Below are 15,729 nucleotides of genomic sequence, written 5' to 3'. Positions count from 1 at the left end.
ATGAAAAGTAGAGCAATAGGCTATACGTGGGAGACTTACCACAGGGTAAGACTTGCATGAAATAGGCCACAACATGGTTGTGCAATATTTCGTGTCCCCTTCGTCTAGAGGCCTAGGACACCGCCCTTTCACGGCGGTAACAGGGGTTCGAATCCCCTAGGGGACGCCAATTGCGCCGATATCGAGTGAAAGACGATGTCCTCAATAATGATTAAACTAATTCACTGAGTTAGTTTAACAATTATGCTCTTTAACAATCTGGAACAAGCTGAAAATTGAAACAACGCACATTGTTTATCGCTTAAACAATGTGAGAGTCTCTCAAAAATCTCAACTTGAATGCTGTTTTCCGAAGCATCGAGTCGACGAGCGAAATGAGTTCGAGGCGGCCAGCGCGCAGCAAGCGCAGCGTACTTAAAGTACGTGAGCATTGCGAGCACTGCCCAACAAAGAAATCATGAAGCGCAGTCACTCGTTGTCAGAAGACACCTTCGGGTTGTGAGGTTAAGCGACTAAGCGTACACGGTGGATGCCTAGGCAATCAGAGGCGATGAAGGACGTGCTAATCTGCGAAAAGCGTCGGTAAGGTGATATGAACCGCTATAGCCGACGATGTCCGAATGGGGAAACCCAGTGCAATTCGTTGCACTATCGTTTGATGAATCCATAGTCAAACGAGGCGAACCGAGGGAACTGAAACATCTCAGTACCTCGAGGAAAAGAAATCAACCGAGATTCCCCTAGTAGCGGCGAGCGAACGGGGAGCAGCCCAGAGTCTTAATCAGCATCAGCATCAGGAGAACGGTCTGGAAAGTCCGGCAGTAAAGGGTGATAGCCCCGTATCCGAAGGTGTTGGTGTTGTGAACTCGACGAGTAGGGCGGGACACGTGTTATCCTGTCTGAATATGGGGGGACCATCCTCCAAGGCTAAATACTCCTGATTGACCGATAGTGAACCAGTACCGTGAGGGAAAGGCGAAAAGAACCCCGGCGAGGGGAGTGAAATAGAACCTGAAACCGTGTACGTACAAGCAGTGGGAGCACCTTTTAGGTGTGACTGCGTACCTTTTGTATAATGGGTCAGCGACTTATATTCTGTAGCAAGGTTAACCGTATAGGGGAGCCGTAGGGAAACCGAGTCTTAACTGGGCGATTAAGTTGCAGGGTATAGACCCGAAACCCGGTGATCTAGCCATGGGCAGGTTGAAGGTTGGGTAACACTAACTGGAGGACCGAACCGACTAATGTTGAAAAATTAGCGGATGACTTGTGGCTGGGGGTGAAAGGCCAATCAAACCGGGAGATAGCTGGTTCTCCCCGAAAGCTATTTAGGTAGCGCCTCGTGAACTCATCTTCGGGGGTAGAGCACTGTTTCGGCTAGGGGGTCATCCCGACTTACCAACCCGATGCAAACTACGAATACCGAAGAATGTTATCACGGGAGACACACGGCGGGTGCTAACGTTCGTCGTGAAGAGGGAAACAACCCAGACCGCCAGCTAAGGTCCCAAAGTCATGGTTAAGTGGGAAACGAAGTGGGAAGGCTCAGACAGCCAGGATGTTGGCTTAGAAGCAGCCATCATTTAAAGAAAGCGTAATAGCTCACTGGTCGAGTCGGCCTGCGCGGAAGATGTAACGGGGCTAAACCATGCACCGAAGCTGCGGCAGCGACATGTAAATGTTGTTGGGTAGGGGAGCGTTCTGTAAGCCTGTGAAGGTGTGCTGCGAGGCATGCTGGAGGTATCAGAAGTGCGAATGCTGACATAAGTAACGATAATGCGGGTGAAAAACCCGCACGCCGGAAGACCAAGGGTTCCTGTCCAACGTTAATCGGGGCAGGGTGAGTCGACCCCTAAGGCGAGGCAGAAATGCGTAGTCGATGGGAAACAGGTTAATATTCCTGTACTGGTGATAATTGCGATGGGGGGACGGAGAAGGCTAGGCTGGCCGGGCGACGGTTGTCCCGGTTTAAGGATGTAGGCAGGTGAATTAGGCAAATCCGGTTCACTACATGCTGAGGTCTGATGACGAGTCACTACGGTGGCGAAGTAGCTCATGCCCCGCTTCCAGGAAAAGCCTCTAAGCTCTAGATTATCATTAATCGTACCCCAAACCGACACAGGTGGTCAGGTAGAGAATACTCAGGCGCTTGAGAGAACTCGGGTGAAGGAACTAGGCAAAATGGTGCCGTAACTTCGGGAGAAGGCACGCTGGCGCTAGGTGAAGTCCCTCGCGGATGGAGCTGAAGCCAGTCGCAGATACCAGCTGGCTGCAACTGTTTATTAAAAACACAGCACTGTGCAAACACGAAAGTGGACGTATACGGTGTGACGCCTGCCCGGTGCTGGAAGGTTAATTGATGGGGTTATCCGTAAGGAGAAGCTCTTGATCGAAGCCCCAGTAAACGGCGGCCGTAACTATAACGGTCCTAAGGTAGCGAAATTCCTTGTCGGGTAAGTTCCGACCTGCACGAATGGCGTAATGATGGCCAGGCTGTCTCCACCCGAGACTCAGTGAAATTGAACTCGCTGTGAAGATGCAGTGTACCCGCGGCAAGACGGAAAGACCCCGTGAACCTTTACTATAGCTTGACACTGAACATTGAGCCTTGATGTGTAGGATAGGTGGGAGGCTTTGAAGTGTGGACGCCAGTCTGCATGGAGCCAACCTTGAAATACCACCCTTTAATGTTTGATGTTCTAACGTGGCCCCATCATCTGGGGTGCGGACAGTGTCTGGTGGGTAGTTTGACTGGGGCGGTCTCCTCCCAAAGAGTAACGGAGGAGCACGAAGGTTGGCTAAGCATGGTCGGACATCATGCGGTTAGTGCAAAGGCATAAGCCAGCTTGACTGCGAGAGTGACGGCTCGAGCAGGTACGAAAGTAGGTCTTAGTGATCCGGTGGTTCTGAATGGAAGGGCCATCGCTCAACGGATAAAAGGTACTCCGGGGATAACAGGCTGATACCGCCCAAGAGTTCATATCGACGGCGGTGTTTGGCACCTCGATGTCGGCTCATCACATCCTGGGGCTGAAGTAGGTCCCAAGGGTATGGCTGTTCGCCATTTAAAGTGGTACGCGAGCTGGGTTTAGAACGTCGTGAGACAGTTCGGTCCCTATCTGCCGTGGGCGTTGGAAGATTGAAAGGGGCTGCTCCTAGTACGAGAGGACCGGAGTGGACGCACCACTGGTGTTCGGGTTGTCATGCCAATGGCACTGCCCGGTAGCTAAGTGCGGAAGAGATAACCGCTGAAAGCATCTAAGCGGGAAACTTGCCTTGAGATGAGTCTTCCCTGACTCTTTAAGGGTCCTAAAGGAACGTTTAAGACTAAGACGTTGATAGGCTGGGTGTGTAAGCGTAGCGATACGTTGAGCTAACCAGTACTAATGAACCGTGAGGCTTAACCTGACAACACCGAAGGTGTTTTAGAGAGAACGTTGTGAAGCGCACGCAGAGTGCGAGAAATTAGCTTGTTCAAGATTGCTGTTCTGGTTGGTGTAAGCCGACGGGAACGAAAACCGAATTTGTCTGGCGGCAATAGCGCGGTGGTCCCACCTGACCCCATGCCGAACTCAGCAGTGAAACGCCGTAGCGCCGATGGTAGTGTGGGGTCTCCCCATGTGAGAGTAGGGAACTGCCAGACATTAAATTAAAGACTTATTGCGAAGCGATAAGCAGCCGTTAGGCGAAAGAATAGTGGAGCGGTAGTTCAGTTGGTTAGAATACCTGCCTGTCACGCAGGGGGTCGCGGGTTCGAGTCCCGTCCGTTCCGCCACTTAATTTAGGGGCGTAGTTCAATTGGTAGAGCACCGGTCTCCAAAACCGGGTGTTGGGAGTTCGAGCCTCTCCGCCCCTGCCAGTTACCAATTAAGTAAAAATAAAAGAAGTATCTTATTGATAACCCGATTATTTTAATCGGGTTTTTCTTTATCTAACCTACAGACACATCACCATCTCCCACCGAGCAGACATCCCACTTGTATTACCCTTTGATAATGCAGTCAATGACTCAATTTTGGGATTAAAGAGAACACTATCACTCTTTGATCAAATTGAGTAATAGAGTGCGTATATAAGCAGTTACACCCTACCTCAATGCTAAAATGCCTAAAAGTGACTTTTGGGTTGTATTAATATCCCCTAACACGCTGAATGAACTTAAAGATTAAATGTAGCTTATTAACGGAATATCATTGTGACGTTAAACGGCGCAGTTATTACTGTCATTGATAGCTCAATTTAGACCTATCAGTGTTGTTAGGTTTTAATGGGAACGGCTTTCTATCGATTTTTCTCTTTCTACTTACATGCTAAGAAGGTTTGATTGTTTTAATCTATCTGGCATGAAGACTTGGTTTTTGTTTGCCTACCTATATACCTTTCGATTGTGACTTCGTTTAAGCCAATATGACTAATGCCATGACTTTAAAGAAGCGTGCCAAGTGATGTGATGATGTTTATATATTGCATGTTTAGGACATTGCCGTCGCTCACCCAAGCCGGTAAATACCCCATAAAATTTAATAGCATTAATTTTGGGCGATAGGGGTATTATCAAATATCACCATTTTTTATTGGCAGGGAATGATAACTTATTTAGATATCAATAAAATGGGATAGCTCTTTGATGTGCCTGTGACTTTCGAGCAAATTAACATTATTGAAAAACTAGACGCTCGATAAAACAATCGAGCGTCATGGCGTGATGAGCTTATTTTATGGGATTAATTGAGCATTCTTAATAGGGGTTTTTATTAGTTGATTAATCAATGCTTGTTGATCGTTCTTCTGTAGCCAAACAGCGTAGAGTGGTTTTGTCATTGGACTTTCTGAGAGTGTTTTTAGCCCAGGGTACTGGATACTCCAGTGAGAAGGTAAAAACGCAGCAGAAAGTGATACAGAGAGTAATTGACGGGCTATATGCGCTGATGTCGTTATCATGACAGGTGAGTCATCAGGCGTTAAAGCTGAATCATTTTGAGGATGGAAATCGGCTCCCCACTCTAATTTGATATAATTATAATTTGTTAGCGCAATATTTTTTTGTGAAGCCATTAGCTGAAGTTCAATCGTACCAATAATGGTGCTTTCAAACTCATCCATTTTCGGTGGCTCCGTTGCTATCAGCAAATCGAGTTCTCTGGAGTGTAGTTGCTTGACGAGTGATTGACGCGTTGATACTCGCGCTTCTAATCGTAGCTCATCATGCTGTTCATATAATGCTTGTACCCAGTCCGTCAGATAGCCTTCCCACAGTGATGCGGTCGCTCCAATTGATAGTTCAGTATGCTGTGATGCATGTGAGATCTCTTTTTTAGCCTGTAACCATGTATTCATCAACGATTCTGCATAGGGGACTAAGCGCTCCCCCGCGGCCGTTAATCGAATGTTATTACGATGCCGAGTAAATAGGTTTGTGCCTAGTTGTGTTTCAAGTTGTCTGATACGAAAGCTAACAGCAGATTGTGTTAAATATAGTGATTCTGCGGCTCGGCCGAAGTGTCTGGTTCTACTGACTTCCAAAAAAGTTTTTAATAACTCAGTATCCACATACATCTCCAATAATTTTTGTCGTGATGATTTAAATGTTTTGTTTTACAGATTGTCAATGCTGTCTAATACTCCGCGCCATAAAGAGTTGACAGTAATAAGTTAGGAGTGTGTCAGATGGCAGAAAGCTTCATCACGACTAATCGTTTTTTTGATAATAAACATTACCCACGTGGCTTTTCTCGTCATGGTGATTTCACCATCAAGGAAGCTCAGTTACTCGAACGTCACGGTCAAGCTTTTTCTGAGCTTGATTCTGGCAAACGCGCTGCACAGACTGATGAAGAAAAACTGTTCGTTGCAGTTTGCCGTGGCGAAAGGGAACCAGTAACTCCTGAAGAAAAGGTGTGGGCGAAATATTCTAGCCGTATAAATCGTCCAAAACGCTTTCATACTCTCTCTGGCGGTAAACCTCAGATAGACCCTTCAGATGACTATACAGATACAGATGATTAATATCATCAATATATTTACAGAGGGGCTTTAGGCCCCTTAGTTTATTTATCGGATATTAGTATGACTTATCGACCATGTTATTCTTGCAAATGTGTGCTTATCTAATCGCATATCGTCATCATTTCATGCATTCTGTACCTATCCACTGAAAATTGTTAGGTTCTCTGTTTTATTTTTCTGTCTTTAACTCTCTCCCAGCCAGTCAGCTTACTTGTTTTTGCAAATGAAGCAATAACTTATCCATCGCTCGGTAACCTAATGCTTCGAGAAGATGCGGTTTTTCAATATTGTCTGTATTTTGTAAATCAGCAATGGTACGAGCAACCCTTAAGATCTTATGCCAAGCCCTGATAGATAATCCGAGCTTATTTAAAGCCTGCTCTAAAAAAAAGGCATCCTTGGTATTGAGTTGACAGAGTGCAGTGGTTTCTTTCTCGGTTAACTGGCTGTTTAATTTCCCTATTCTTTTCATTTGAATGTTTCTTGCAAGTAGGACCCTAGAGCGTATTTGTTCGCTATTTTCACTGTGAGAGGATGGGTGGCTTAGCGTGCCTAGAGGTAGTAATGGAATCTCTATTGAAAGATCAAATCGATCAAGAAAAGGGCCTGAAATACGTGAGAGATAGCGTAAAATTTTAGTTGGAGAGCTGCGGCAAAAGTTTCCTTGATATTGACCTGTAGGGCTTGGATTTAAGGCAGCAATGAGTTGAAAGTTAGCAGGGAAAGAGACTTTTGCTTTAGCACGAGAAATAATGATTTGCCTTGATTCTAGCGGCTCACGTAATGCATCAAGTACAGTGCGGCTAAATTCCGGTAATTCATCTAGAAACAAAATCCCATTATGCGCTAGGGATATCTCCCCCGGCTTCGGTAAACTTCCTCCGCCAATAAGTGCTGCCATTGAGGCGCTATGATGAGGCGCTCTAAATGGCCGAGGAGGCCAATCATAACTTAAGTGAGTGGATTGACATAGACTATGTATTGAAGCGACTTCTAACGCTTCCTGTGGCGTTAGAGTGGGTAAAAGCGTCTTGAGTCTGCTTGCTAACATTGTTTTTCCAGTACCAGGAGGGCCTAATAAGAGTAAATTATGTCCACCACTGGCACAGATTTCTAATGCTCTTTTTCCTTGTTCTTGCCCAATGATATCGCTGATGTTGTCATTACAATTGAGTGATGCAGGGATGTTAGTTGGATGGAAATTACGTGGTAAGGCGGTCTTTTCATATAAAAAATGGCAAAGTTCTAATAGTGTTCCTGCAAACATAACGCTGTTATCAGGGAGTAAGTTCAGCTGTTGTGGATTTTCCGCTGCAAGAATGAGCTGTCTTTTTTTTGTTAATGCAGCCAAAGCGGCAGGAATAGCGCCATTAACATGACGAATTTGGCCAGATAAAGCAAGTTCGCCGAGAAATTCATATTGATGAAGTATCTTAGCGGGGACTTGGCCTGAAGAAACTAAGATAGCAATGGCTATCGCTAGATCATAACGCCCCCCTTCTTTAGGGAGATCGGCAGGGGCCAAGTTAATTGTCATTTTTTTGGTTGGATATTCAAAGCCGCTGTTTATTAGAGCGCTTCGTACCCTATCTCTAGATTCTTTAACAGCGGTTTCTGGCAGACCGACAAGCGTTAAGCCTGGAAGTCCATTACTAATATGGGCTTCAACAGTCACAAGTGGGGCATCCATTCCTATCGAGGCTCTGGTGTAGACAATCGCTAGTGCCATATTTTCTCCCTTTTAGTAAACAGAGTAATATTCTGTTTAACAAAAAGGCTGTGCAATCGCATGTTTTAATGTTGAGAAGCCGTTTGGAAAGCAGATTAGAAAATATTTAGCAATCATCATTTTCTTGCGAAGATGTTCACAAAATTATTATTTATCATGGCATTGGGTTTTATTTATAAATAATCATTAAGTGTTACTTTAGATAATTGTTATTGAAAAGTGATATATGAAATAAATTTAATATCTTCAATGTTAGGTTTAGATAATGGAATATCAGACTAATTATTCAACCAGAACAATATGTATTTGCTATATATGTAGCGAAATACTAGATAATCATGCTGAATATTGTGTAGTGCTATGTTTTTAAAGTAAATTTATTTTTTAATAGGAAAAAAAGAAAATAAAAGTTGTCAAAGTAATTTTAACATGATAACTCTTTAATATAGATAACGAATAACAGTGAAAGAAAAAAACAGATGAACGCATTTTTCCGAGTGATTAGCCTAATTATTATCAGCGTGGTGGTGATTATTATCCCACCGTGCGGGGCTGCACTTGGACGACGAAGGCTAAATTAGTAGCCAGATCTCACGAGAACCCCGCACCGAAAGGCGCGGGGTTTTTTTTGACATAAAAGTTTACCAACATCATTCAACCTAAAAAAACAAAATAAATACAAATAGATAAAGCAAATGGAAGACAGGAGAGAAGCATGAATGGGGCACAATGGTTAGTTCAAGCATTAAGAACTCAAGGGGTTGAAACCGTGTTTGGTTACCCTGGTGGTGCGATTATGCCAGTGTATGATGCATTGTATGATGGCGGCGTTGAGCATCTGTTATGCCGCCATGAGCAAGGCGCTGTGATTGCGGCGATTGGTTATGCGCGATCAACCTCGAAAACGGGAGTATGTATTGCGACATCTGGGCCGGGTGCCACAAACTTAATTACAGGATTAGCCGATGCGTTGTTAGATTCAGTTCCTGTTGTTGCCATTACAGGGCAGGTGAGCTCTGAATTTATTGGTACGGATGCTTTTCAGGAAATTGATGTTTTAGGGTTATCGCTTGCCTGTACTAAGCACAGTTTTTTAGTGGAATCTCTTGAAGACCTGCCTCGTATTGTTGCTGAAGCTTTCGCAATCGCAAATAGTGGTCGTCCAGGACCTGTACTGATTGATATTCCGAAAGATATTCAACTACAGCAGGCCGACCTAGCACCATTTTTAATGCCTGTTGAACAGGATTTGCCTATCCAAACTGATGAAGTACAGCAAGCAAGAGCGTTACTCCAACAGTCGCAAAAGCCGATGTTATACATTGGTGGCGGTGTTGGTATGTCGGGAGCGGTTGCCGAGTTAAGACACTTTATTGCGTGCACAGGGATCCCTTCTGTGGCGACGTTAAAAGGGTTGGGGGCTGTAGCGGCGACGGAGCCTTATTATCTTGGCATGTTAGGTATGCATGGAACGAAAGCCGCTAACCTAGCGGTACAACGTTGCGATTTATTGATTGCGGTTGGTGCGCGTTTTGATGATCGTGTGACGGGCAAATTAAATACATTCGCTCCGGATGCCAAAGTCATACATATCGATATTGACCATGTTGAGCTTGATAAATTGCGTCAAACGCATGTGGCTTTGTTAGGTGATGCCAAACAGCTATTACCTGAATTGACGATGGAAAAAAATATTTCGTCATGGCAGGAAGAGGTGCAGCAGTTAAAACACGAATTCAGTTGGCGTTATGACCATCCTGGCGAAGCTATTTATGCCCCTTTGCTGTTAAAGCAACTTTCCGATCGTATGGGGCCTAATACGGTTGTCACAACGGATGTTGGGCAGCACCAAATGTGGTCAGCTCAGCATTTAGAGTTTGATGCCCCTGAAAACTTTATAACTTCAAGTGGTCTGGGAACCATGGGCTTTGGTATTCCTGCGGCGGTCGGTGCTCAGGTTGCTCGTCCTGAAGATACCGTGATCTGTGTTTCTGGAGATGGCTCGTTCATGATGAACGTTCAAGAGTTGGGAACCATTAAGCGTAAACAGTTACCGGTTAAAATTTTATTGTTAGATAACCAACGTTTAGGCATGGTTCGTCAGTGGCAAGAGCTGTTTTTTGAGCAACGTTATAGTGAAACTATTTTAACGGATAACCCTGATTTTGTCGCTTTGGCGCAGGCTTTTGATATTCCTGGACGCCGTATCACTGCAAAATCGGAAGTCGATGCTGCGCTAGATGAATTACTTAATAGTGAAGGCGCTTACATCTTGCAGGTTTCAATAAATGAATTAGAAAACGTCTGGCCGCTGGTTCCACCAGGGGCGAGTAATGAAAAAATGATGGAGAAACCGTTATGATGCAACATCAACTCGCAATACAAGCCCGTTTCCGTCCTGAGGTTTTAGAGCGTATATTACGGGTGACTCGCCATCGTGGATTCCAAATCAGTTCAATGACTATGGATCACATGCCAGATGGTGATAATGTAAATATTGAAATGACTGTGAATAGCCAGAGGCCACTCACCCAGCTATATGCACAGTTAACTAAGTTGTCTGATGTTTCAGAAGTTGAAATAAGAGAACAAGAATCACGACTATTACGCACTCAGAGTGCAATGTAAGGAATAAATACAATGACTAAGAAAGCTGACTATATTTGGTTTAACGGTGAAATGACGCCATGGGCTGATGCTAAGGTACACGTTATGTCTCATGCTCTGCATTATGGAACATCGGTATTTGAAGGCGTCCGTTGCTATGACTCTCACAAAGGGCCAGTTGTATTCCGCCATAGAGAACACATGCAACGTTTGCGTGATTCCGCAAAAATCTACCGTATGCCTGTCAGCTATAGCGTAGATGAGTTAATGGAAGCTTGCCGTGCCACTCTGCGTAAAAACAACTTAGTCAGTGCATATATTCGTCCACTCGTTTTTATCGGTGATGTTGGCATGGGAGTGAACCCACCGGACGGTTATAAAACAGATGTCATCATGGCTGCTTTCCCATGGGGAGCGTATTTAGGGGAAGAAGCATTAGACCAAGGTATTGATGCAATGGTCTCTTCTTGGAATCGTGTGGCACCAAATACTATCCCAACAGGTGCAAAAGCTGGCGGTAACTATCTGTCATCGCTGTTAGTAGGGAGTGAGGCTCGCCGTCATGGCTACCAAGAAGGTATCGCGTTAGACGTTCATGGTTATCTATCTGAAGGTGCGGGCGAAAACATCTTTGAAGTGAAAGATGGTATTTTATTTACTCCTCCATTTACTTCTTCTGCTCTACCGGGGATCACTCGTGACGCTATTTTAACCCTAGCAAAAGACATGGGGATTGAGGTGCGTGAGCAAACATTATCACGTGAGTCACTTTATCTTGCTGATGAAGTCTTTATGACAGGAACCGCGGCGGAAATTACCCCAGTACGTAGCGTTGACGGTATCCAAGTCGGCATTGGCCGTTGTGGCCCTGTGACGAAAAAGATCCAGCAAGCATTCTTTGGCTTGTTTGATGGATCGACGGAAGATAAATGGGGTTGGTTAGATCCAGTAAACCCTTAATAACAAATATAAACAGACTTACAGGCGGTCGTTCCCCGCCTGTTTTAAAACACGGGAGTAAAGATATGCCTAAGTACCGTTCAGCAACAACCACTCATGGCCGTAATATGGCAGGCGCTCGTGCATTATGGCGTGCCACCGGTATGACGGATGCTGATTTTGGAAAACCAATTATTGCAGTGGTTAACTCATTTACTCAATTTGTTCCAGGGCACGTTCATTTGCGCGACCTAGGGAAGCTGGTTGCTGAGCAAATTGAAGCTGCGGGTGGTGTTGCGAAAGAGTTTAATACGATTGCCGTTGATGATGGTATCGCTATGGGGCATGGCGGGATGCTTTATTCCTTACCTTCCCGTGAGTTAATTGCAGATTCTGTTGAATATATGGTGAATGCGCACTGTGCAGATGCCATGGTTTGTATCTCCAACTGTGACAAAATCACTCCGGGCATGTTAATGGCGTCATTACGTTTGAATATTCCGGTGATATTTGTTTCAGGTGGCCCAATGGAAGCGGGTAAAACGAAGCTTTCAGATCAAATCATTAAGTTGGACTTGGTCGATGCGATGATCCAAGGTGCTAACCCTAATGTCAGTGATGCGGATAGTGAACAAATTGAACGTTCGGCTTGCCCAACGTGTGGATCTTGCTCGGGAATGTTCACCGCTAACTCGATGAACTGTTTAACAGAAGCGCTTGGCTTATCACAACCCGGAAATGGATCCTTATTAGCCACTCATGCTGACCGTAAAACCCTTTTCATTAATGCGGGTAAACGCATTGTCGAACTGACAAAACGCTATTATGAGCAGAATGATGAAAGTGCATTACCACGTAATATCGCCAACAAAGCCGCGTTTGAAAATGCGATGACACTGGATATTGCGATGGGAGGATCGACAAATACCGTATTGCACTTGCTTGCTGCCGCGCAAGAAGCAGAGGTTGATTTTACCATGGCGGATATTGATCGTTTGTCACGCCAAGTTCCGCACTTATGTAAAGTCGCGCCGAGCACCCAGAAATACCATATGGAAGACGTTCACCGTGCTGGTGGTGTGATTGGTATTTTAGGTGAGTTGAGCCGAGCAGGTTTATTACAAGAAAATGTGAAAAATATTCTGGGGCTGACTTTTAAACAGACGCTTGAGCAATACGACGTCATGTTGACGAAAGATGAGTCAGTTAAATCGATGTTTTTAGCGGGGCCTGCGGGTATTCGCACAACACAAGCATTCTCGCAAAGTTGCCGTTGGCCTTCCTTGGATACTGACCGTGAAAATGGGTGTATTCGTAATATTGAACATGCTTATAGCTTAGATGGCGGATTAGCGGTATTAGCCGGTAATATCGCCGAAGATGGTTGCATTGTAAAAACTGCGGGTGTTGATGAAGGAAGTTTAACGTTCCGAGGCCCCGCTAAAGTGTATGAGAGCCAAGATGATGCTGTTGAAGCGATACTTGGTGGCAAGGTTGTTGAAGGTGATGTGGTCGTTATTCGTTATGAAGGCCCGAAAGGCGGTCCAGGCATGCAAGAGATGCTCTATCCGACGTCATACCTTAAATCGATGGGATTAGGTAAGGCCTGTGCACTGATTACAGACGGTCGTTTCTCTGGGGGAAGTTCTGGGTTATCGATCGGTCATATTTCACCGGAAGCAGCAAGTGGTGGTTTGTTAGCCTTAGTACAGGATGGTGACATCATTGATATTGATATCCCAAAGAGAACCATTGCTTTGGATGTGAGTGAAGATGAGCTAAATAAACGCCGTGATGCGGAATTAGCGCGAGGTGATAAAGCTTATACACCACGTGATCGTCAGCGTGAAGTCTCTTTTGCTTTACGTGCCTATGCATCTCTTGCAACCAGTGCAGATAAGGGCGCTGTACGCGATAAGTCTAAGTTGGGAGGCTAACGGTGGCAGCTGCAAAACCATTACCATCAGCCCCAACGAGTGCTGATTATCTAAAAGCGGCGCTGAGTGCGCCGGTTTATGAAGTCGCTCAAGTTACGCCATTGCAAGAAATGAGCAAAGTCTCGGCTCGTATGGGAAATACGATCCTCGTTAAACGTGAAGATAGGCAGCCTGTGCATAGTTTTAAGTTGCGCGGTGCTTACGCCATGATTGCAGGGTTGACCGACGAGCAAAAAGCGAAAGGTGTCGTGACCGCTTCTGCGGGAAACCATGCTCAAGGGGTAGCCTTATCGGCGAGCCGTGTTGGTGTGAAAGCAAAAATTGTGATGCCTGTTGCGACAGCGGATATCAAAGTTGATGCAGTACGTAACTTTGGGGGCGAGGCCATTTTGCATGGCGCTAATTTTGATGAGGCGAAAGCAAAAGCCATTGAGATGGCAACTCAAGAGGGCTATACCTTTGTTCCTCCTTTCGATCATCCCGCGGTCATTGCAGGTCAAGCAACGATTGCATTAGAGCTACTGCAACAAGATGTGCATCTTGACCGAATTTTTATACCTGTTGGTGGTGGTGGCCTAATCGCGGGTGTGGCGGTTTTAATCAAACAATTAATGCCAGAAATTAAAATCATCGGCGTTGAAGCAGAAGATGCCGCCTGTTTAAAAGCAGCGCTAGAGGCTGGCCATCCGGTTGACTTACCTCGAGTTGGTTTATTTGCAGAAGGTGTGGCAGTAAAACGTATTGGGGATGAAACATTTCGTCTCTGCCAACAATATGTCGATGATGTGATCACGGTAGATAGCGATGCGATCTGTGCAGCCTTGAAAGATATTTTTGAAGACGTACGTGCTATTGCCGAACCATCCGGTGCATTGGCGCTGGCGGGCCTGAAAAAATATGTGCAACAGCATAATATTAAAGGCGAACGTTTAGCGCATATTTTGTCTGGCGCCAATATGAACTTTCATGGGCTACGTTATGTGTCTGAGCGCTGTGAAATTGGTGAACAGCGGGAAGCACTACTTGCCGTTACGATCCCTGAACAAAAAGGCAGCTTTTTACGTTTTTGTCAGTTGCTAGGTCATCGGTCTATCACGGAGTTCAACTATCGTTATACCGATGCAGATCCTGACCGCGCGTGTATTTTTGTCGGGGTAAGACTTAATGGCGGGGAAAGTGAGCGAATTGAAATAATTCAGGAGCTACAACAGAACGGCTATGAAGTGGCTGACCTTTCCGATGATGAAATGGCAAAATTACATGTCCGCTATATGATTGGTGGTCGCCCATCGAAACCATTGGAAGAGCGCCTCTATAGTTTCGAGTTTCCTGAGTCACCCGGGGCACTGTTGAAATTCTTAGAGACGTTAGGTACCTATTGGAATATTACACTGTTCCATTATCGGAGTCATGGCACTGACTACGGGCGTGTGTTAGCCGCGTTTGAGTTATCTGGACCAGAAGTTCGCTTTGATAGGCACCTTGATGCATTAGGCTATGAATATCATGATGAAACGGGGAATCCCTCTTTCCGTTTCTTTTTAGCGCCCCAACGTCTCCCTCAAACATTAGATTAAGCTTTCTGGGAGTAGTTGCCAGAATGATTTGATTAAGGGTTCGCTAAGGCGTTTGCTAAGTGAGCAAACGCCTAGTTCAAAAGGCTCCACTAGCGAAATATTATCTAATTGTAATATACGACTACGTACCGGTTCTGGGCTGTTATCAACCACGACGCTCGGAATCAAAGCGATACCACAACCAAGCGCGACCATTGAGACGATTGCTTCATGCCCAGAGACGGTTGCATAGATCACGGGGTTATTGATGTGGTGGCGACGGAACCATAGTTCGATACGTTTTCTTGAGGGGCCGTGTTCAGGCAGGATAAAAGGAATGGCAGACCAATCAGGTTGTGGTTCTGTCGCCATGGTGCGTACCGCACAAGGCAATGCCGGAGCAATCAGAACCAATGGAATTTCACCAATTTTAGTAAATTTTACATTATCAGGAAGGCGTTCCGGTTTACCGGCAATCCCTAAGTCCGCTTCTTTGGTTTCGACTTTATCGACGGCATCGGCAGCATCCCCTGTGGTGAGTTTTATTTCAACGAGTGGGTGAAGGGCTCGGAATTTATCTAAAACCTGTGGTAAATGGCTGTAGGCGGCTGTTACTGAACAAAAAAGGCGTAGCTCACCCGTGAGAGAGGGGCTTTGTTGATTGAGAACATGTTGCAGTTGTTGATATTGCAATAAGGTTTGTTGAGCAAATTGTTTTAAATGCTCTCCAGCTTGCGTCAGTTTTACCGAACGATTATCACGAATAAATAGCGGATGCCCTAGCTGTTCTTCTAAGCGTTGAATTTGTCTCGATAAGGTTGAGGGGCTGACATACATTGCTTTAGAGGTTCGACCGAAATGGCAGCTTTCTGCTAAATGAAGAAATAGCTTTAAATCACGAATATCCATTTTTGTATTAGCCTCAGATTCAATAAATATGACGTTGCAAAATATG

10 protein-coding genes, 3 tRNA genes and 2 rRNA genes are annotated in these 15,729 nt (G+C 45.2%); 12 read left to right on the top strand and 3 right to left on the bottom strand.

Annotated elements, in window-relative coordinates:
- Positions 1 to 93: 93 nt before the first annotated feature.
- The 5 genes from G3341_RS18470 to G3341_RS18450 all read left to right on the top strand — a co-directional run bounded on the left by G3341_RS18470 (position 94) and on the right by G3341_RS18450 (position 3,859).
- Positions 94 to 169: transfer RNA gene (locus G3341_RS18470), tRNA-Glu, on the top strand.
- Between the two features lie 333 nt (positions 170 to 502).
- A 23S ribosomal RNA gene (locus G3341_RS18465) occupies positions 503 to 3,408 on the top strand.
- Positions 3,409 to 3,527: 119 nt separating this feature from the next.
- Positions 3,528 to 3,643, top strand: a 5S ribosomal RNA gene (rrf, locus tag G3341_RS18460).
- 55 nt (positions 3,644 to 3,698) lie between these two features.
- Positions 3,699 to 3,775, top strand: a tRNA-Asp gene (locus tag G3341_RS18455).
- A gap of 8 nt (positions 3,776 to 3,783) precedes the next feature.
- Positions 3,784 to 3,859 (top strand) — tRNA-Trp (locus tag G3341_RS18450).
- A gap of 857 nt (positions 3,860 to 4,716) precedes the next feature.
- Here the strand turns inward: G3341_RS18450 and hdfR are convergent.
- A complete protein-coding gene (gene hdfR, locus G3341_RS18445) occupies positions 4,717 to 5,556 on the bottom strand; it encodes an HTH-type transcriptional regulator HdfR (RefSeq protein WP_154624507.1) in 840 nt (279 codons plus the stop codon).
- Positions 5,557 to 5,667: 111 nt separating this feature from the next.
- On the opposite strand from hdfR, the gene G3341_RS18440 reads away from it, so the two are divergent.
- Positions 5,668 to 6,006: a DUF413 domain-containing protein gene (locus G3341_RS18440; RefSeq protein ID WP_004915426.1), complete on the top strand. Its 339-nt coding sequence runs from the start codon at positions 5,668 to 5,670 to the stop codon at positions 6,004 to 6,006.
- Between the two features lie 202 nt (positions 6,007 to 6,208).
- Here G3341_RS18440 and G3341_RS18435 read toward each other — a convergent pair whose 3' ends face one another.
- On the bottom strand, positions 6,209 to 7,735 hold the full coding sequence (locus G3341_RS18435; RefSeq protein WP_163863298.1) for a YifB family Mg chelatase-like AAA ATPase: 1,527 nt from the start codon (positions 7,733 to 7,735) through the stop codon (positions 6,209 to 6,211).
- Positions 7,736 to 8,214: 479 nt separating this feature from the next.
- Between G3341_RS18435 and ilvL the strand changes: the two genes are divergently transcribed.
- The 6 genes from ilvL to ilvA all read left to right on the top strand — a co-directional run bounded on the left by ilvL (position 8,215) and on the right by ilvA (position 14,795).
- Positions 8,215 to 8,316 carry an ilv operon leader peptide gene (gene ilvL, locus G3341_RS18430; protein WP_071599630.1) on the top strand — a complete coding sequence of 34 codons (102 nt, stop codon included), beginning with the start codon at positions 8,215 to 8,217 and terminating at the stop codon, positions 8,314 to 8,316.
- Between the two features lie 134 nt (positions 8,317 to 8,450).
- Positions 8,451 to 10,097: an acetolactate synthase 2 catalytic subunit gene (gene ilvG / locus G3341_RS18425; protein WP_163863296.1), complete on the top strand. Its 1,647-nt coding sequence runs from the start codon at positions 8,451 to 8,453 to the stop codon at positions 10,095 to 10,097.
- On the top strand, positions 10,094 to 10,363 hold the full coding sequence (gene ilvM, locus G3341_RS18420) for an acetolactate synthase 2 small subunit (protein WP_154623521.1): 270 nt from the start codon (positions 10,094 to 10,096) through the stop codon (positions 10,361 to 10,363). The genes ilvG and ilvM overlap by 4 nt, the downstream gene beginning before the upstream one ends.
- Positions 10,364 to 10,375: 12 nt before the next feature.
- Positions 10,376 to 11,302, top strand: coding sequence for a branched-chain amino acid transaminase (locus tag G3341_RS18415; RefSeq protein WP_154623520.1), 927 nt, complete (start codon positions 10,376 to 10,378; stop codon positions 11,300 to 11,302).
- A 65-nt stretch (positions 11,303 to 11,367) separates the two neighbouring features.
- Positions 11,368 to 13,218 (top strand): dihydroxy-acid dehydratase, encoded by a 1,851-nt coding sequence (ilvD, locus tag G3341_RS18410; RefSeq protein WP_163863294.1) that lies wholly within the window; start codon positions 11,368 to 11,370, stop codon positions 13,216 to 13,218.
- Positions 13,219 to 13,220: 2 nt separating this feature from the next.
- Complete coding sequence (gene ilvA, locus G3341_RS18405; RefSeq protein WP_163863291.1) at positions 13,221 to 14,795, top strand: threonine ammonia-lyase, biosynthetic; 1,575 nt, start codon at positions 13,221 to 13,223, stop codon at positions 14,793 to 14,795.
- On the opposite strand, the gene ilvY is transcribed toward ilvA, so the two are convergent.
- Entirely contained in the window at positions 14,787 to 15,683 is an 897-nt protein-coding gene (gene ilvY / locus G3341_RS18400; RefSeq protein WP_154623518.1) for an HTH-type transcriptional activator IlvY, read from the bottom strand. The two genes, ilvA and ilvY, sit on opposite strands and share 9 nt — an antisense overlap.
- Positions 15,684 to 15,729: the final 46 nt, after the last annotated feature.

The sequence above is a fragment of the Providencia vermicola genome, assembly GCF_010748935.1.
In the GTDB taxonomy this organism is placed as follows: Bacteria; Pseudomonadota; Gammaproteobacteria; order Enterobacterales; family Enterobacteriaceae; genus Providencia; species Providencia zhejiangensis.
The sequence above is the reverse complement of the archived record's forward strand: the minus strand, read 5'-3'. Positions and strand labels throughout refer to the sequence as shown.

What these genes read in the sequence shown, in the direction of transcription:
- hdfR (WP_154624507.1), bottom strand. Translation starts at nt 5,556, where the DNA reads ATGTATGTGGATACTGAGTTATTAAAAACTTTTTTGGAAGTCAGTAGA.
- G3341_RS18440 (WP_004915426.1), top strand. Translation starts at nt 5,668, where the DNA reads ATGGCAGAAAGCTTCATCACGACTAATCGTTTTTTTGATAATAAACAT.
- G3341_RS18435 (WP_163863298.1), bottom strand. Translation starts at nt 7,735, where the DNA reads ATGGCACTAGCGATTGTCTACACCAGAGCCTCGATAGGAATGGATGCC.
- ilvL (WP_071599630.1), top strand. Translation starts at nt 8,215, where the DNA reads ATGAACGCATTTTTCCGAGTGATTAGCCTAATTATTATCAGCGTGGTG.
- ilvG (WP_163863296.1), top strand. Translation starts at nt 8,451, where the DNA reads ATGAATGGGGCACAATGGTTAGTTCAAGCATTAAGAACTCAAGGGGTT.
- ilvM (WP_154623521.1), top strand. Translation starts at nt 10,094, where the DNA reads ATGATGCAACATCAACTCGCAATACAAGCCCGTTTCCGTCCTGAGGTT.
- G3341_RS18415 (WP_154623520.1), top strand. Translation starts at nt 10,376, where the DNA reads ATGACTAAGAAAGCTGACTATATTTGGTTTAACGGTGAAATGACGCCA.
- ilvD (WP_163863294.1), top strand. Translation starts at nt 11,368, where the DNA reads ATGCCTAAGTACCGTTCAGCAACAACCACTCATGGCCGTAATATGGCA.
- ilvY (WP_154623518.1), bottom strand. Translation starts at nt 15,683, where the DNA reads ATGGATATTCGTGATTTAAAGCTATTTCTTCATTTAGCAGAAAGCTGC.